17 protein-coding genes and 1 pseudogene are annotated in these 16,984 nt (G+C 66.3%); 7 read left to right on the top strand and 11 right to left on the bottom strand.

Annotated features, from left to right (window positions below; translation table 11 throughout):
• Positions 1-213: 213 nt before the first annotated feature.
• Genes der through ACO07I_RS00150 form a run of 3 tightly spaced genes read right to left on the bottom strand, consistent with a single transcriptional unit; the run spans position 214 to position 3,626 of the window.
• On the bottom strand, positions 214-1,650 hold the full coding sequence (gene der, locus ACO07I_RS00160) for a ribosome biogenesis GTPase Der (RefSeq protein WP_422013130.1): 1,437 nt from the start codon (positions 1,648-1,650) through the stop codon (positions 214-216).
• Positions 1,637-2,956 (bottom strand): PQQ-binding-like beta-propeller repeat protein, encoded by a 1,320-nt coding sequence (locus ACO07I_RS00155; RefSeq protein ID WP_422013128.1) that lies wholly within the window; start codon positions 2,954-2,956, stop codon positions 1,637-1,639. The genes der and ACO07I_RS00155 overlap by 14 nt, the downstream gene beginning before the upstream one ends.
• A 22-nt stretch (positions 2,957-2,978) precedes the next feature.
• The gene (locus ACO07I_RS00150) at positions 2,979-3,626 is read right to left on the bottom strand and encodes a tetratricopeptide repeat protein (RefSeq protein WP_422013126.1); all 648 of its coding nucleotides are present in this window, start codon (positions 3,624-3,626) and stop codon (positions 2,979-2,981) included.
• 164 nt (positions 3,627-3,790) lie between these two features.
• On the opposite strand from ACO07I_RS00150, the gene ACO07I_RS00145 reads away from it, so the two are divergent.
• Positions 3,791-4,123, top strand: a complete 333-nt coding sequence (locus ACO07I_RS00145; RefSeq protein WP_422013124.1) for a DUF2794 domain-containing protein — start codon at positions 3,791-3,793, stop codon at positions 4,121-4,123.
• A 2-nt stretch (positions 4,124-4,125) separates the two neighbouring features.
• Here ACO07I_RS00145 and ACO07I_RS00140 read toward each other — a convergent pair whose 3' ends face one another.
• Positions 4,126-4,341: a cell envelope biogenesis protein OmpA gene (locus ACO07I_RS00140; RefSeq protein WP_422013122.1), complete on the bottom strand. Its 216-nt coding sequence runs from the start codon at positions 4,339-4,341 to the stop codon at positions 4,126-4,128.
• Between the two features lie 230 nt (positions 4,342-4,571).
• Here ACO07I_RS00140 and ACO07I_RS00135 point away from each other — a divergent pair.
• Positions 4,572-5,511: pseudogene (locus ACO07I_RS00135) on the top strand (homocysteine S-methyltransferase family protein).
• On the opposite strand, the gene ACO07I_RS00130 reads toward ACO07I_RS00135, so the two are convergent.
• Both ACO07I_RS00130 and ACO07I_RS00125 read right to left on the bottom strand, forming a co-directional pair.
• Positions 5,508-5,849 carry an ArsC family reductase gene (locus ACO07I_RS00130; protein ID WP_422013120.1) on the bottom strand — a complete coding sequence of 114 codons (342 nt, stop codon included), beginning with the start codon at positions 5,847-5,849 and terminating at the stop codon, positions 5,508-5,510. The pseudogene ACO07I_RS00135 and the gene ACO07I_RS00130 sit on opposite strands and share 4 nt — an antisense overlap.
• Before the next feature lie 17 nt (positions 5,850-5,866).
• Positions 5,867-7,450: an ABC transporter substrate-binding protein gene (locus ACO07I_RS00125; RefSeq protein WP_422013119.1), complete on the bottom strand. Its 1,584-nt coding sequence runs from the start codon at positions 7,448-7,450 to the stop codon at positions 5,867-5,869.
• A gap of 110 nt (positions 7,451-7,560) precedes the next feature.
• Between ACO07I_RS00125 and ACO07I_RS00120 the strand changes: the two genes are divergently transcribed.
• Entirely contained in the window at positions 7,561-7,941 is a 381-nt protein-coding gene (locus ACO07I_RS00120; RefSeq protein WP_422013117.1) for a hypothetical protein, read from the top strand.
• Here the strand turns inward: ACO07I_RS00120 and ACO07I_RS00115 are convergent, their stop codons facing one another.
• From ACO07I_RS00115 to cysG, 4 genes are read right to left on the bottom strand one after another with little or no spacing between them, the layout of a single operon-like run.
• On the bottom strand, positions 7,942-8,385 hold the full coding sequence (locus ACO07I_RS00115; RefSeq protein ID WP_422013115.1) for a DUF934 domain-containing protein: 444 nt from the start codon (positions 8,383-8,385) through the stop codon (positions 7,942-7,944). It lies immediately after the preceding gene.
• A complete protein-coding gene (locus ACO07I_RS00110; RefSeq protein WP_422013113.1) occupies positions 8,372-10,045 on the bottom strand; it encodes a nitrite/sulfite reductase in 1,674 nt (557 codons plus the stop codon). The genes ACO07I_RS00115 and ACO07I_RS00110 overlap by 14 nt, the downstream gene beginning before the upstream one ends.
• Complete coding sequence (locus ACO07I_RS00105) at positions 10,038-10,352, bottom strand: DUF2849 domain-containing protein (protein WP_422013111.1); 315 nt, start codon at positions 10,350-10,352, stop codon at positions 10,038-10,040. Before ACO07I_RS00105 ends, ACO07I_RS00110 begins: the two co-directional genes overlap by 8 nt.
• The gene (gene cysG / locus ACO07I_RS00100) at positions 10,352-11,698 is read right to left on the bottom strand and encodes a siroheme synthase CysG (RefSeq protein ID WP_422013109.1); all 1,347 of its coding nucleotides are present in this window, start codon (positions 11,696-11,698) and stop codon (positions 10,352-10,354) included. The genes ACO07I_RS00105 and cysG overlap by 1 nt, the downstream gene beginning before the upstream one ends.
• Before the next feature lie 318 nt (positions 11,699-12,016).
• Here cysG and ACO07I_RS00095 point away from each other — a divergent pair, with 318 nt between their 5' ends.
• Entirely contained in the window at positions 12,017-12,469 is a 453-nt protein-coding gene (locus tag ACO07I_RS00095) for an Hsp20 family protein (protein WP_422013107.1), read from the top strand.
• A 419-nt stretch (positions 12,470-12,888) separates the two neighbouring features.
• On the opposite strand, the gene ACO07I_RS00090 is transcribed toward ACO07I_RS00095, so the two are convergent.
• The gene (locus tag ACO07I_RS00090) at positions 12,889-13,818 is read right to left on the bottom strand and encodes a fumarylacetoacetate hydrolase family protein (RefSeq protein WP_422013105.1); all 930 of its coding nucleotides are present in this window, start codon (positions 13,816-13,818) and stop codon (positions 12,889-12,891) included.
• 73 nt (positions 13,819-13,891) lie between these two features.
• On the opposite strand from ACO07I_RS00090, the gene ACO07I_RS00085 reads away from it, so the two are divergent.
• The 3 genes from ACO07I_RS00085 (at position 13,892) to ACO07I_RS00075 (ending at position 16,919) form a co-directional block, all read left to right on the top strand.
• The gene (locus tag ACO07I_RS00085) at positions 13,892-14,839 is read left to right on the top strand and encodes a hypothetical protein (protein WP_422013103.1); all 948 of its coding nucleotides are present in this window, start codon (positions 13,892-13,894) and stop codon (positions 14,837-14,839) included.
• Positions 14,840-14,907: 68 nt separating this feature from the next.
• Entirely contained in the window at positions 14,908-15,960 is a 1,053-nt protein-coding gene (locus tag ACO07I_RS00080) for an alcohol dehydrogenase (protein ID WP_422013101.1), read from the top strand.
• Positions 15,957-16,919, top strand: a complete 963-nt coding sequence (locus tag ACO07I_RS00075; protein ID WP_422013099.1) for a class I SAM-dependent methyltransferase — start codon at positions 15,957-15,959, stop codon at positions 16,917-16,919. Before ACO07I_RS00080 ends, ACO07I_RS00075 begins: the two co-directional genes overlap by 4 nt.
• The last annotated feature ends 65 nt before the right edge of the window (positions 16,920-16,984 follow it).

Raw genomic sequence — 16,984 nt, 5'->3', positions numbered from 1 at the left:
ATCCCGTCGGCGGCTGCGGTGCAGCTCGTTATTTCGACTTTGTTGGAATGAAGCCTAGGGCAGCAGGTCGGTGCGGGGCAAGGCGCCTCTCCGCCATCGGCCGCGATGCGGCCGGATACGGGTGGCTGCGTGTGATCGCTCGGTCTTCGACGCTCCCGGACATTGCCGGGGGCAATGTCCTGACGCTCCCCGGGCTGGGCTCCGCCCAGCCCCCTACCGCTGCGGCTTGCGGCGGCCTTCGTAGGGGTTCTTGGGCTTGCGCATGCTGAGCCGGATCGGCACGCCCGGCAGGTCGAAATCGTCGCGCAGCCGGTTCGTCAGGAAGCGCAGATAGTCGTTGCCCAGCTCCTGCGGCTGGCTGACCGACAGGATGAAGGTCGGCGGCCGGCGCTTGATCTGGGTCATGAAACGCAGGCGGATGCGCCGGCCGTTGGGTGCGAGCGGCGGCGGGTGCAGCGTCTCCATCTCGCGCAGCCAGCGATTGAGCTTGGGCGTCGTGACGCGCTTGTTCCACAGTTCGTAGGTCTCGAAGACCTTGGGCAGAAGGCGCTCCACACCACGTCCGGTCAGCGCCGAAAAGCCCACGATCGGAACGTCCTTGACCTGTGCGAAGGAGGCCTCCAGGCGGTCGCGCAGCTTGCGCCACTGTTTGGACGATGCCGACTGGTCGTCGGCCAGCAGGTCGGTCTTGTTGACCGCGATCACCAGCGCGCGGCCCTCCTCGATCACCCAGCCGGCGATGTTGAGGTCTTGCTTCTCGGCCATGTCGGCGGCGTCGAGCACGACCACGACCACGTCGGCGAGCCGGATCGTGTCCAGCGAATCGGCCACCGAGGCGGCCTCCAGCTTGGCGTCGATGCGGCTGCGGCGGCGCATGCCGGCCGTGTCGACCAGACGCACGGGACGGCCCCGCCATTCCCATTCCACCCGGATGGAATCGCGGGTGATGCCGGCTTCGGGCCCGGTGAGGACGCGCTCCTCGCCCACCAGGCGGTTGAGCAGCGTCGACTTGCCGACGTTCGGCCGGCCGACGATGGCCAGCAGCAGCGGCCGCCCCTCCGGCACGTCGTCGAGATCGGGGTCGCTCGCGTCGGCCTCGGCCGCCTCGTCTTCATCGGGCATCGGCTCGATGTAGCGGCTCATCGCCTCGTGCAGGTCGCTCAGCCCCTCACCGTGTTCGGCCGAAACCGGGATCGGTTCGCCGAGGCCCAGACCATGCGCCTCGGCAAGCCCCTGCGCACCGGCACGGCCTTCGCACTTGTTGGCCACAAGGATGACCTTGGCCGATCGCTTGCGCAGCCAGCTGGCAAAGCTCTGGTCGAGCGGCAGGATTCCGGACCGGGCATCGATCAGGAAGAGGACGACGTCCGAACCGTCGATCGCCCGCTCGGTGAAGCGGCGCATGCGTGCCTCAAGGGCCTCGCCACCGGCGGTTTCCCATCCTGCCGTGTCGAGCAGCATGAAGGCCAGATCGCCGAGCTGTGCCGGCTGCTCGCGCACGTCCCGGGTGACACCGGGCGTGTCGTCGACGATGGCGCGCCGCCGGCCGGCCAGACGATTGAAGAGCGTCGACTTGCCGACGTTGGGCCGACCGACGATGGCGACCCGACGCAGCTTCTGCGGGGGAGAGAGTTGATCAGCGGAGGGCAATGAGTCGCCCGGAATCTGTAAGGACATAAATGGTCTGGTTGGCAATCACGGGACCGAGGCGCACGCGGTCGCGCACGTCGATCTTGCCCATGATCTCACCGGTGTAGGGCGAAACGACGAGCAGGTCGCCCAGCGAACTCGTCAACAGGAGGCGGTCGCCCGCCAGAACGGGACCGCCCCACAGGACCGGGACGTGCCTCTTGGAATCCTCGAACTGGGTGAGCGGCGTGACCCAGCGGATCTTGCCCGTGTCGCGGACCATGGCCACCACGTCGGCATTGCCCGTGACGATGAACAGGAACCGGCCTGCCGGCCACGGCGTCTGGCTGCCGCCGATGTTGCGGTCCCACTGGCGCTGGCCCGAGTGCACGTCGATGCCGGCGATCTGGCCGCCCGAGCCCATCGCGATCACGAGGCCGCGGTCGATGACGGGGCGGCCGCGAATGTCGGCGAGATTGCCGAAGGCCCGCACGTCGGCACGCGCACCGATCAGAGTCTCGTTCCAGACCGGTCGGCCATTGTCGATGCGCAGCGCAGCGATTTCGCCCGACGTGAAGGGCGCCACGACGACATCGCCCGAGCCTGCCGGGCTGTTGCCCCCGACATAGCCCGAGGTCTCCTGCAGGCCAGCGAACTGCCAGAGGTCCGAACCATCCGACGCGGCCAGGGCATGCAGCCTGTTGTCGATCGCGATGACGAAGACCCGGTCACCGAACACCAGCGGCGCCCCGCGCACCGGCGCGCTGACGGTGGAATGCCAGTCCTCCTTGCCGGTCGCCGGATCGAGCGAGTAGACCCCCGCGAAGCCGGTCGTCACGAAGAGTCGCCCGCCGTAATAGGCAAGGCCGCCGCCGAATTCATCGGAATCGCGCGCCTTCTCCGGTGCCAGCGTGACACGCCAGAGCAGCGCGCCCGTGTCGGCGTTGAAGGCCGACACCGTGCCCTGCGCGTCCTTGGCGAACACCTTGCCCTCGGCGACGACCGGGGGCGTGGTCAGGATGCGGCTTGTGCTGCTGCCCGCCCCGACATCGGCCGTCCAGATGATCTGCGGCGAGGCGCCGATCGCCAGATTGTGCATCGCATTGTTGGCGAAGCCTCCGGACTGCGGCCAGGATTCGTTGACCACGGGCGGCGGCAGCACGATCTGGATGTTTGCCGCATCGCTGTCGGGTTCGAGGTCCTTGCGGTCTCCCAGCACCGAAATGCGTTCGCCCGGCAGCGCGGTCTTCTTCTTGTCGAAGATATCGCAACCGGAAACGGAGACCACCAGAAGGACGGCGGCGAGAAGGAATCGGGGATCGACCACGCGCACTACGCTCAACATCGGACTATTTCGCCTCCGCGCCGCCGTAGAGATTGAGCATCGCCGAAACGCGCTGGGATGCGCCCTGCGGCACCGCCGGATCCTTGGCGATCTCGTTCCACAATTCCTTCGCGCGCTTGGTATCGCCATTGCGCACCGCGAGCATCGCCTGCAGCTCGCGGACGCTCAGCCGGAACGGACGGTCGGGGCCCGCAAGCGGCTCGAGCCGGGCCACCATCTCTTCGGCCTTGGGTGTGTCGATGCTCTTGAAGGCGGCGATCACGAGGGCAAGGTCGCTGAGCTCGCTGGCCGACAGGCCGGGCGCCACGGCGGCCAGCGCCGTCACCTGCTCTTCCAGCGTGGCACGCAGTTGCGCCGCAGTGAGCGCGGCGAGGGACCGGTAGGGTTGAACGGCGTTGGCGGCCTGCTTTTCCAGCTCGGCCCGGGCCGCTGCGGGATCGGTCGCGATCTGGGCCAGGGCCGCCGAATAGGCGGCACTGGCGGCGGCGCGCTGCGCCCCGTCGTACTGACGCCAGCCCACGAATCCCGTCACAGCCACCACCAGGATCACGGCGCCCGCGACCACCCAGGTGCCATAGCGGCTCCACCACTCCCTCATCTCGTCCTTGCGGACGGCCTCGTCGATTTCATGGAACGCGGCGGAGTCGGACACGTAGTGCTCCCGGAATATCGCGGAATATCAACAGCTTCAGCGGCGGTTCATAGCCCCCTACCCCGGCTTTGGCAAACAACCGAATGGGGGCTGGCGAGACGCTTTACCCCCATCGGCGGTTCTGCAAGAATTCACGCAACTGACATGTTCGAAATTGCGACGGCATGAGCAACCTGTACCGTTTGGCCGATCAGCGGGCCCGGCGTCGTGTCGTCTCGTTCGACAAACGCGAACTGTCGCGACTCCTTGGTTTGTACAGCATGCGTGTGGCATCCGGGGAATGGCGCGACTATGCCATCGACTTCCGGCCTGGCATGGCGATCTTCTCGATCTTTCGCCACACCGCGGAGCAGCCCCTGTTCGCCATCGCCAAGGTCCCGGGCGGCGGTGGCGGCAGCTTCATGGTCTACAATGGCCCGCGCAAGCTGGCGCACGCGGACACCCTCGAGGACGTCCTGCGTGTCTTCGACCGCAAGCTCAAGCTTCTGCTCGGCTGACTCTACTTCTTCGGCGTAGTCGCCGCGCCGATGCCCGCACCGACCGCAGTGCCAACCAGCACGGGCGCAACCAGCGGCCAGCCGGCGATCGCGCCGACCGCCAGACCGGTCCCCGCACCGATGCCGCCACCGGTAACCGCACGTTCGCCCCAGGTATCGCCGCAGGCGGCAACGGACAGAGCGAGTGGCAGCACGAGAAGGGAAACAGCGATTTTCATTTCAGACCTCGAAAAATGAGGGGAGCCGCAAAAGCAGCCGTAGAGAATCAATTATCATGGCCTTACAAGGCCTTATCTCATGATCTTTCGCGATTTCTCGCGAAGTGTCAATCACCTGATATAAACATTTGATATTAAAGGGTTTAGTCACGATCTTGCGCCGATAGCATCGGCCTCGTTGGCCGGAGGCGAACATTTTGATGACGACGACCGCCGGGTAACGTCGCCGGCTGCCGGAGGTGCACGGCGGCCTATTCCTGACCGATGGCGGCATAGAGACCAGCCTCATCTTCGACGACGGGCTGGAGTTGCCCCTCTTCGCGGCCTTCCCGCTGCTGCGCGACGCCGGGGCCGCCGAGCGCTGAGGCAATATTACGAACGATTCATCCAGATCGCGCGTCGGAACGCCCTGGGGTTCGTGTTCGAGAGCCCGACCTGGCGGGCAAGCGCCGAGTGGGGCGCGAGGCTCGGCTACTCAATCGCGGAAATTGCCGCCGCCAACACCGACGCGATCGCTCTGATGCAGGAGATGCGGGAGGCTCATGAAACCCCGGCGTCGCCCATGGTCGTCAGCGGCTGTATCGGGCCGCGCGGCGACGGCTACGTGCCGGGCCAGATCATGTCGGCGGAGACGGCGGATGCTTACCATGCGCTCCAGGTGGACGCCTTCGCGGATGCCGGGGCCGACATGGTCAGCGCCATCACCATGACCAATACGAGCGAGGCGATGGGCATCGCCCGCGCCGCGCGCCGGGCCGGGATGCCGGTGGCAATTTCCTTCACGGTGGAGACCGACGGCCGCCTTCCGACAGGGCAAACCTTGGGCGCCGCCATCACCCTCGTCGACCAGGCGACCACGAACGGGCCAGCCCATTACCTGCTCAATTGCGCCATCCCTCCCTCTTCGAAGGCGCAATCGACCCGGAGCAACCCTGGACACAGCGCCTGCGGGGTCTGCGCGCGAACGCGTCCCGTCGCAGTCACCATGAACTGAACGACTCTCCCGATCGCGACGCCGGCGACCCGGTCGAGTTCGGGCACCAGTATCGCGGCATCGTTCGGGCCAACCCGCAGATCAACGTTCTTGGCGGCTGCTGCGGCACCGACCATCGCCATGTCGAGTGCATCGCTCTCGCGTGCAAGCCGGCCCGCCCGGCGCGGAGTGCCTAGACGAGGGTTTCGTACTGCTCCGGCTTGAAGCCGACGAGCAGCTTGCCGCCGGCCTCGAGCACCGGCCGTTTGATCATGGAGGGCTGAGCAATCATCAGCTCGATCGCCTTGATCTCGGTCAGCCCCTGCTTTTCCGCGTCGGACAGCTTGCGGAAGGTCGTGCCGGCCCGGTTCAGCAGCGTCTCCCAGCCGACCTTGCGCGCCCAGCCTTCCAGGCGGTCGCGCTCGATCCCCGCCTTCTTGTAGTCGTGAAACTCATAGGCGACGCCCTTGCCGTCCAGCCAGGCGCGCGCCTTCTTCATCGTGTCGCAGTTCTTGATGCCGTAGATCGTGGTCATGCCCCACGATCCCGAAGTCAGGGCTGGACGTCCAGCCCCTTGTAGAGGGCGGCACTATAGATGCCGTGCGAACGCACGTTCTTGATGCTCTTCTTGGCGACCAGGAACAGTCTCGAATGCGCCGCCGGAATCATCAGTGCCTCGTCATGCATGCGGCGCTGGATCTCCTTGAAGTACGTCGCCCGGTCGGCGTCGTTGGTTGCCGTGCGCCCGGCATCGAGGATCCGGTCGGTCTCGGGATCGTTCCACATCATGCGATTGGGCACCGGCCGGTTCTTCGAGTGGTAGTAGAGGTACATCTGGTCGCCGGCCGAGGTGTACGGCACCGACAGGGTCCAGATGTCATAATCCTGCTGGGCGATCTTCTGGAAGAAGACCGTCGGGTCCCAGGTCTGGATCTTGATGTCGACCCCGACCGCGCGGGCAGCCCCCTGCAGGACCTCCGACAGTTTGGGATTCTGCCCCACCGTGTAGGAGTACATCAGCAGTTCGAGCTTCTTGCCGTCCTTGTAGCGGAAGCCATCGGAGCCTAGCGCCCAGCCCGCCTCGTCGAGCAGCTTCTTCGACCTCTCAGGATCGCGCGTCGTCAGCACGTCGAGAGTAGCCGGCTCGAAGTCGAGCGCCTTGGGATGGACCAGCGAGCGCGCCGTCTCGGCCTGGCCGAAAAAGATGGCCTTGTTGATCTGCTCGCGGTCGACGAGGTGGGCGAGCGCCTGGCGGACCCGCTTGTCCTGCAGGTTCTCGCGCGTGCTCTTCAGGCCCCAGTAGTACATCGCGAAGTCGGCGGTCGGCTCGTAGACTGCTAGATTGGGCGCCTTCTTGAAGCTCTCGATCGCCTGCAGCGGGTTCCAGTGACAGAAGTCGGCCTGCCCCGACAGCATCGTGGCAATGCGCGTCGTCTCCTCCGGCACGATGCGCCAGACCATCTTCTCGTACTTGACCGGCCCCTTGTTCGCGTAAACCCCGGTCGGGCCCCATTTGTAGGCATCGTGGCGCTTCAGCACGAGTTCCTTGCGCGGCTGCCAGCTCTCCCAGCAGAGAGGCCCGGTGCCGTCGAACCCCTTGACGCCGAAGTCGGCGCCGAGCGTTTCGACATTGTCCTTGTTGATGATGGTCGCGGCGAAGTTGGCCAGGTCGACCAACAATTCGGAATGCGGTCGCTTGAGCTTGTAGACGAGCGTGTGGGGATCGGGCGCCGTCAGACTGTCGATCTCGCCCAGGCGCCAATAGAAGGGCCAGCGGGCCGAGGGATCGGCCAGCCGGGTGAAGGAATAGATCACGTCGGCCGCGGTGAACTTCTTGCCGCTGCAGAAGGTCACGTCGTCCCGCAGCGAAAAGGTATAGGTCAGCCGGTCGTCCGAGATCGTCCAGGACTTGGCCAGCAGGGGATGGACGCTCTTCAGGTCCCAGTCGAGGGCGACCAGCGTGTCGCCCATCATGAACATGGGATGCCCCATGCCGCTCGACGTGTTGCTGTGGGGATCGTACTTCGGGGCGTCCTGCGAGCGGATGTTCACGAAGGTCTGCGCGGAGGCCGGCATTGCAAGCGCACACCAGCCCAGCGCGAGCACCAGCACGGCGCCCGTTGCTCCCTTGATCATGTCGCTTCCTCCCGCCGGTGTGTCCCCGGCTATTGGAGAAAGCTTATCCGACGCTGCAGGAACCGCCAAGCGGCTCGACCTTCGCCGCGGAGTTTGCTTAAAGTCCGCCCATGCCCATCGAATATACGATCGACCACGAAAAGCGCCTCGTTCACGCCCGTGTACTGGGGGTCATAACCCTTAAGGACATCGAGCATTTCACCGATGCCGTCGTGGCGCAGGACGCCCTCACCTATCGCAAGCTGTTCGACGGAAGCCAGGGCGACGGGACCTACGACGACAAGGACGTCATGATGCTGGGAGCTCGCGCCGCCGCCTACGCGACCTTGGCCAAGCGCGGGCCTTTGGCTCTCGTCCCCAGGCCCGGGGTCGGCGCGGAACTCGCCAAGCGCTACATCAACCTGGGCAAATTCGAAGGGCAGGCCCGGATCTTCGACACGTCCGACGAAGCGCTGACCTGGCTCGACACCGAGCCCAAGGGCGAACCCTGATCAGGAAGCCGCGGCGTTCGCCTGCCGGAGCCGGCGCAGCGAGGCCGGGACCTGATCGTCCTCGGCCGGCTGGTACACGACGCTGAACAGCGTGCGCGCCCTCGCGAGCGCTTCCCCGAACCCCTGCTGCTCGCTTTCGAAGGAATCGAAGCCGCAGCGCAGCATGAAGGCGATCTGGTCCTGCAGAACGCCCCCGGTGGCCCGCAATTCGCCGCGATATCCCAGGCGGCCGCGCAGGAGGCGGGCCTGGCTGTAGGCCCGGCCGTCGCTGAACTTGGGAAAGTCGAGAACGATCAGCCGCAGGCGCCCGACATGCGGCGCCAGATCCTCGACCGGATCCGTGTTCGCCAGCGACACCGCATGCCACTCAGGCCGCGCCTTCCACTGGGCGAAGGGCAGAGCAACGTAGGATGCGGGCAGCCCCGCTTCGCTATAGAGAGCCATAGACTTTCTCCTTGAAGAGCTGGGCGCCGACGCGCCGGTAGGTGTCGACGAAGCGTTCGCCTTCCCGACGCACATCGAGATAGGTCGCGACGATCGCGTCGACGGTCTCAACCACCTTGTCGGCCGTGACGGCGGGACCGAGGATCGAGCCGATCGCCGTCCGGCCGAAATCGACGTCGCCGCCGAGGCTGATCTGGTAGAGTTCGACGCCGTTCTTATCGACGCCCAGGATGCCGATATGGCCGACATGATGATGGCCGCAGGCGTTGATGCACCCCGAGATCTTGATCTTCAGATCGCCGATATCGTGCTGCCGCGCGAGGCTCGCGAAGTGGTTGGAGATGCGCTGCGCCACCGGAATGGAACGCGCATTGGCCAGCGCGCAATAGTCGAGGCCCGGGCAGGCGATGATGTCGGTGATCTTGCCGACATTGGCTTCCGCGAAGCCCAGCACCGCCAGCGAGCGGTAGACCCGGGGAAGGTCCTCGACCGCGACATGGGGGAAGATCAGGTTCTGCTCGTGGCTGACCCGCAGCTCGGCCTGGCTGTAGGCCTCGGCAATGTCTGCCACCCCCTCCATCTGAGCCGCGCTGGCGTCGCCCGGCGGCGAGCCGGCCGGCTTCAGCGAAGCCGTCACGATGGCGTAGCCCGGCACACGATGCGGCGCGACGTTGGACTTGAGCCACAGCGCGAAGTCCGGATCGTCGAGCCGCAGCGCTTCGACGTCGCCTGAAATAACGGGACGTGGCGGCAGCGCCGGCGGTGCGAACTGATGGGCGATCGCCTCGATCGTGGCCGGCGGCAGCCTGAGGGCGCCGTCGCGGTTCGAGGCATACTCGGCCTCGACCTCTTCCCGCATCTTCTCGACGCCGACTTCGTGCACGAGAATCTTGATGCGGGCCTTGTAGAGATTGTCGCGACGGCCGTAGCGATTGTAGACGCGCAACGTCGACTCGAGATAGGCGAGCAGCTCGTCCTTGGGCAGGAACGCCCGCAGCGTCTTGCCGATCATCGGCGTTCGCCCGAGGCCACCGCCCACGATCACCTCGAAGCCGACCTCGCCCTGCTCGTTGCGCCACAGGCGCAGCCCGATATCGTGCACGCGAACCGCGGCGCGGTCGTTCGGCGAGCCCGTGATGGCAATCTTGAACTTGCGCGGCAGGAAGGTGAACTCGGGATGGAGCGTCGACCACTGGCGCACGATCTCGGCCCAGATGCGCGGATCCTCGATCTCGTCGATCGCCGCGCCGGCATAGTGGTCGGCGGTCACGTTGCGGATGCAGTTGCCCGAGGTCTGCATCGCGTGCATGTCGACTTCGGCCAGCGCCGCCAGCGCGTCGGGCGCCTCCTCCAGCCTGATCCAGTTGAGCTGCAGATTCTGGCGCGTCGTGAAATGGCCGTAGCCGCGATCGTACTTGCGCGAAATCTCGGCGAGCTTGCGCAACTGGCGCGACGACAGCGTGCCGTAGGGAATGGCGATCCGCAGCATGTAGGCATGGAGCTGCAGGTAGAGGCCGTTGTGCAGGCGCAGCGGCTTGAACTGCTCCTCGGTCAGCTCACCCGCCAGCCGGCGCCGCACCTGGTCCCGGAACTGGCCGACCCGCTCGGAGACGAGAGTCCGGTCGTAGTCGTCATACTTGTAGAAATGGGTGTCAGGCATAGCGCACCGCATCGGCCGCAATGGCGTCAAAGGTCAGGCCCGAGGCACGGATCTTCTCGCGAAGCGACAGCGGCTCGACCGTGCCGTCATCGTCCTCGGTCACCGCGACGAGGAACGGGTCCACCACGGTGAAGGCTTCGGCGCGGGCGCGTTCCAGCAGAATTTCGGCCCCACGCTTGTCGCGCGCGACCGCGGCATGCTCGAGCCGCTCGGTCCACTGCCCCGCCTCGTCGAGCCACACCACCATGCCGTCGACCAGGCGATTGGCGGAAGCGACCTGCAGGTCGCCGCTGAGATTCTTGGCCATCAGGACACCTTTGCGAGCGCTGGCATTTCGGATGCGGCGGCGTAGGCGGCGACATCGCCGACGATGATCAGGCTGGGACCGGCCGTGCCAGCTCCCGAATGGGCGGCGGCGAGGCGCGGCAGGTCGCCCAGCCGGCCGGTCGAGACACGCTGCTCCGGCCGCGTTCCGCTCTCGACAATGGCGACAGGCGTGGACGGTGCGGTGCCGGCGGCCAGCAGACGGTCGCGCACCGCCGATGCTTCGGAGGCCCCCATGTAGATCGCCAGTGTATGGCCCTCGGCGGCGAGTGCCGCCCAGGCCGGTGGCTTGCCGTCCGGGGCACCGTGTCCAGTAACGAAGGTCACGGCCGAGGCGTGCCGGCGATGAGTGAGGGGAATGCCGGCCGAGGCCGCGCAGCCCAGCGCGGCGGTGATGCCGGGTACGACGGTCCAGGGGAGCCCTGCGGCGCGCAGCGCGTCCACCTCCTCGCCGCCGCGGCCGAAGATGAACGGGTCCCCGGCCTTCAGCCGCACCACGGTCTGGCCTGAACGCACACGGCGCACCAGCTCGGCATCGATATCGGCCTGCGCCCAGCTGGGACGGCCCTTGCGCTTGCCGACGGAAACGATTTCGGCGTCGCGCCTCGCACGCGCCAGGACGGCCGGCGGGACGAGGTCGTCATGCAGGATCGCATCGGCTTCCTGCAGCAGCTGCGCCGCCTTCAGGGTCAGGAGATCGGGATCGCCCGGCCCCGCCCCCACGATGTGCGCGATCCCGGTCGGCGTCATCTTTCGGCGAGCGGCATCGAGTTCGCCGAGCGCGACCCGGCGCGCCCCGGCCTCGTCGCCGGCGAGCGCCAGGCGCGCCGCCGGGCCCTCGATCAGCCGACGCAGGAAGGCGCGACGCCCGGCGGGATCGGCGATCAGTGCATTGACCTGCGCGCGGAACGTCGTGGCAAGCCGCGCCAGAGCGCCCAGCCGTTCGGGCAGCATCGCCTCGATCCGGCCACGCAATACAGTTGCCAAGGTGGGCGACCCACCGCCCGTCGAGATCGCCACGACCACGCCGTCCCGATCGACGATGGCCGGCATGATGAAGTCGCACAGGGCGGACCGGTCGGCGACGTTCACCGGCACGCCCGCCGCCTTCGCCTGGCGGTGGGCTGCCACATCGGCCGCCTCGTCCTCGGTGGCCACGAAGACTGCCACGGCGCCCCGCAGCTCCTGGGCCGTGACCGGGCCGGGGAGCCTGAGCACCGCGGCGCCCGCGGATCGCGCGAGGTTCGCCCGCAGGTCCGCCTTGGGGCCGTCGCCCACCACCGCGACCTTGCGGCCGGCAAGATCGAAGAAGAGCGGCAGGTGCTTCATGACACGGCCACGCGCAAAAGGATGTTGAGGCCGAGCATGCCGGCGGCCTGCGAGATCGACAGGACCCACCAGGCAGCCTCGGAACGGGGAATGAATTTGGACATGCGCTTACCGCCTTTGATTTGGCGATATCTCGCACGTTAGCCATGAGTTGAATTTCCGAAGGTTCCCCGGAAGGAAGCAATTCCTGCCGTTCAAGCCCCGCGAAAGGAAATTTTTACCGCCCTTGAAGCGGCTCTTCCCGAACCCAAATCATCCTCGTTCCCAGCGCCCATTCGGGGCGGGAACGTCCAACATCGCTCAAGAGAGGATGATCAAATGCGTACTGTCGACTATTCCCCGTTCTACCGCGCCACCGTCGGTTTCGACCGCGTGTTCGACCTGCTCGATTCGGTGGCCAGCCAGTCCGGCGCCAACGGCTATCCCCCGTACAATATCGAGAAGGCCGGCGACAACGCCTACCGGATCGTGATGGCGGTTGCGGGTTTCGCCGAGGCCGAGCTGAACGTGACCCAGAAGGAGAACGAGCTCCTTGTCACCGGCCAGGCCGCGCCGACCGAAGGCCAGGAGGAGAAGCAGTATCTCTATCGTGGCATCGCCGGCCGCAACTTCGAGCGCCGCTTCCAGCTCGCCGACCATGTGAAGGTCACGGGTGCGAAGCTCGCCAACGGCCTGCTCACGATCGAGCTGCAGCGTGAGATCCCGGAGGAGAAGAAGCCCCGCGCGATCCCCGTCCAGGCCGGCAACGGCCAGCCGGCCCTCACCCACTAAGCAGGTAGCAGCCTACCGTCTCGAAGGGGCGTCGCGGGAGACCGCGGCGCCTTTTCTTCAGTCAAACCTTTCCGCCCCCGTCACATGGGCAGGGCAATCGCATGTGGTTCCAATGGCGGCGGGAGAACGCGTTTTGAAGAAAGAGAAAGGTCCTTCGCTGCGCTCAGGATGACAATTTGCTGGGATTGGCGCCGTGCGTCGAAGCGAAAACGGTGTCATCCTGAGCGCAGCGAAGGACCTTTGCGTCATATGCGAACGCCCTGGTCATACGGGGGACGTGGCCCTCGGCGCTGTTTACAGCGCCTTTGGTCGGAGGGAGAAAGGCCACAGGCATAGACCTTTCGTCACCTCAGCATTCTTCGCGTTGCTTTCCTCCTCCCGGCCTCCCCCGTAAGACGGGGGAGGAAAGACAATCACAGCTACTTGGCGTACTTGCCCGTGAGCTGCGGCGTGTGCGGTCCCTCGCCGCCCTTCTCCTTGTGCTGGAGGCGCGTGGTGCGGGCCCAGGTGCGCTTCAGCTCGTCCTTCACGCCGAATTTCAGCGTGCCGATCTTCTCGACCGTCAGCTCGATCTTGTCCCCGTCCATGAAGGAATGCAGGCCGCGATGGTTGGTGCCGGTGGCGACGATGTCGCCCGGCTCCAGCGTGTGGATCGAACTCACCCACTCGATGATGCGCGGGATGTGGTGCGCCATGTCGGAGGTGTTGAACTTCTGCATCACCGTGCCGTTGTTGGTCAGGGTGATGTCGAGGTTCTGCGGATCGGCGATCTCGTCGGCCGTGACGATGCACGGGCCGATCGGCGCGAAGGTGTCGCGCGACTTCATCTGGAAGAAGACGTTGCCCGGCGGCGGCAGGCCGCGGGCCGAACCGTCGATGAAGCAGGTGTAGCCGAAGATATGCTTGAAGGCGTCGGCCTGCGCGACGCGCGTCGCACGCGTGCCGATGACCAGCGCCATCTCCGCCTCGCCCTCGAAGATCGTGGCCGGCGCATCGGGGAGCACCATTGTGTCGCCGTCGCCGATCACCGCGGTCGCCGCCTTGTGGAAGGCGTTGATCGCCGGCTTCTCCGGCAAGGTGCCGTCTTCCATGTAGTTCACCGCCATGCAGACGATGTTGCCGGGCTTCGGCACCGGCGGACGCAGCTTCACGCCCGCCACGGGCACGCCCTTGCCCTCCGCGGCGGCCTTCTCGACCTTGGCCTTGTACGCATCCCAGTGGGCGATCAGCCCGATGATGAGGTCGCGCGCGTCGAGATGCGGGATGTCCTTCACAGCGTCCGTCACGTCGACGACCTGGTCTCCCGTGATGACGCCCAGCCGATAGTCGTTGAAATAGCAGATCTTCACTTCTCTCTCTCCCTCGGTCCCTTTTCAGGATCGCCTGATGGCGCTAGCGTTCCTCCAAAAAGCGGAGGAAGCAATGCCCGTCATCAAGGCAGCGGAATTTGCCTGGCCGAGGATGGAGGCACCCGACCTCGACGAAATGGAGGAGTTCCTCACCCATTTCGGCCTCGTGCGCGCTGAACGCACAACGACTGCGCTCTACATGCGCGGCACGGACGATCACCATCATCTGCACGTCACGCAAAGAGGCGGCACGAAGTTCATCGGCTTCGCCTACCACGCCGAGGACGAGGAAGATCTGAAGCGCCTCGCCCGGCTCCCAGGTGCCTCCGGCATCGAAACGCTCGACGAGCCGGGCGGAGGCCGACGCGTCCGCCTGACCGACCCCAACGGTTATCAGATCGAAGTGGTGGCCGGGCAGAAGCGGGTCGATCCGATCCGGGTCGTTCGGGACGAACAGAACACGGCGCGCGAGCCGGGCCGCCGCGTCGGCCGGGTGATGCGGCTCGGCACCTCGCCGACATCGATCCAGCGCATCGGCCATGGCGTCCTCGCGTCTCCGAAGGTGACAGAGACGGTCGCCTGGTTCCGCGAGACGCTGGGCATGATCCGATCCGACGACGTCTATGCCGGGGCGAAGGACAACATCATCGGTTCGTTCAACCGCCTCGACCGCGGCGACGCCTACGTCGATCATCACGTGTTCTTCTGCAACCAGAGCCCAAGAGCAGGCCTGCACCATGTCTCCTACGAGGTGCAGGACATCGACTGCGTCTTCCAGGACCACGAGTATCTCGAGCGGCTGGGCAAGTACGATCATGTGTGGGGCATCGGCCGCCACCTGCTGGGCAGCCAGGTCTACGACTACTGGAGCGATCCCTGGGGGCGCGTGCACGAGCGCTGGGCCGACACCGACCGCCTGAATGCGGGCGATGGTGGCAATCTCGTCAGTGCCGAGGAAGGCCTCCGGTCGCAATGGGGCGACGGGCCGCCGGAGCGGTTCATCGGGCATGCCAGCCCGTAAGGAGCGGGTTGGCCCGACCCGTTCTTTCGTCTTAATGTCCGCCCCGGTCCGTAACGGAGAGAGTCCCAATGAAGAGCTACAAGGTCGTCGAATTTGGCCAGCCCCTGCAGAAGGTCGAGGAAAGCAATCCCGCGCCGCAGGGCGGCGAGGTGCTGGTCAAGGTCACGGCGGCCGGCGTCTGCCACAGCGACGTGCACCTGTGGGAAGGATTCTTCGACATGGGCGGCGGCAACAAGGTGTCGACGCAGAAGACCATGAACCCGCCGCGCACCATGGGCCATGAGATCGTTGGCGAGGTCGTGGCGCTGGGTCCCGACGCCAAGGGCGCCAAGGTCGGCGACAAGGCCGTGGTCTATCCGTGGATTGGCTGCGGCACCTGCTGGTACTGCAGCAACGGCCGCGAGCATCTCTGCCCCGCGCCGCGTGCGCTCGGCGTCAACAAGGACGGCGGCTACGCCGACCATGTCCTCGTCCCCGACGCGAAGTATCTCTATCCCTATGGCGATATCCCGACCGAACTGGCCTGCCTCTATGCCTGCTCTGGCATCACGGCCTTCAGCGCCGTCAAGAAGGCGGTTGGCGAGGATGCCGGAAAGCCCATCCTGGTGATCGGTGCCGGCGGCGTCGGCCTGATGGGTGTCCGGTTCGCCCAATCGGTGCTGGGCCATGCCCCCATCGTGGCCGACATCGACGAGAACAAGCGCAAGCTGGCACTCGACAACGGCGCGGTCGCCGCCCTCGATCCGCGCGACAAGGATGCCCGCAAGAAGATCTTCGAACTCACCGGCGGGACCGGCGTCGGCGCCGCGATCGACTTCGTCGGCGCCGAGAGCACCGCGCAGTTCGGCGTCAAGGCGCTGGCCCGCGGCGGCCGGCTGGTCGTCGTCGGCCTGTTCGGCGGCACCTTCTCGCTGCCCATGCCGATGTTCGCCTTCACCGGCTGCCAGATCGTGGGCTCCGTCACGGGCAGCCCGGGCGAGATGAAGGAGATGATGGACCTCGTCACCGCGGGCAAGGTGACGCCGGTGCCGGTCGTCAAGCGCACGCTCGACGAGGCCGACACGACGCTGCAGGAACTGCGCAAGGGCCTGATCATGGGGCGGGCCGTCCTCGTCCCGTGAGCCAGGCGACACGCGCCCTCGCCCACGCATTCGACATCGGAGCGCTCGCCGCAAGGCGGGCGTTCTTTCTGCGCGCCGAGGATCCGCCCTTCGCGGAGATCGACGCGGAGCAGTCGTTCCGTCCGGCCTATCTGCGCCTCGCGAAAGCGGTGCCGCGGCTGGAGAACGGCGGCCACGAACTCGGCCTCGTGCTGCTGACCAAGCACAAGGAAGAGAACTTCGCCAACATCGCGCGCGGCTGGGCCCTGCTCGCCCCCGGCGGAACGCTCGTCTGCGCCGGCGCCAACGACGACGGGGCCGCGAGTCTCGAGAAGCATGTCGGCAAGGCCTTCGGCGGCGTCGACTCGCTCTCGAAATTCCACAGTCGCGTCTTCTGGTTCGCGAAGGCCGAGCGCACGCCGCCGGAATATTGGCGCAGCCTCACCACCCTGCAGCCGGTCGGCGACGGCTCGTGGGTAAGCCAGCCCGGCGTCTTCTCGTGGGATCGTATCGACGACGGTTCGACCCTCCTCGCCGCCCACCTGCCACACGACCTCTTCGGACATGTCGCCGATTTCGGCTGCGGCTGGGGTTTCCTCACGCGGCACGTGCTGAACAGTTGCCCGGCCGTGACGAAGATCGACGGCATCGACGCCGAGCATCGCGCCGTCGAGGCGGCTCGTGCGAATGTCCCCGACCCGCGCGCGTCGTTCCATTGGCTCGACCTGATCAACGAGGCGACGCCCGCGACCTACGACGCGATCGTCTGCAACCCGCCCTTCCATGCCGGCCGCGCCGCAGAGCCTTCACTGGGCCAGGGCTTCATTGCCGTCGCGGCCCGGGCGCTGAAGCCCAGGGGCCGGTTCTACATGGTCGCCAATCGCGGCCTGCCCTATGAGCCGCTTCTGAAGGCGAACTTCGCGTCGTTCGAGACGCTGGCCGACAACAACAAGTTCAGGGTAACCCGCGCGGTTCGCTAGTCATTGCTGGCGCGATAGACTCATAGCGAGCATCTCACAAACCACCTCACCCTGAGGAGCGGTCC

The organism is Reyranella sp., from assembly GCF_965227665.1.
GTDB lineage: Bacteria > Pseudomonadota > Alphaproteobacteria > Reyranellales > Reyranellaceae > Reyranella.
This window is presented reverse-complemented; position numbering and strand designations above follow the sequence as displayed.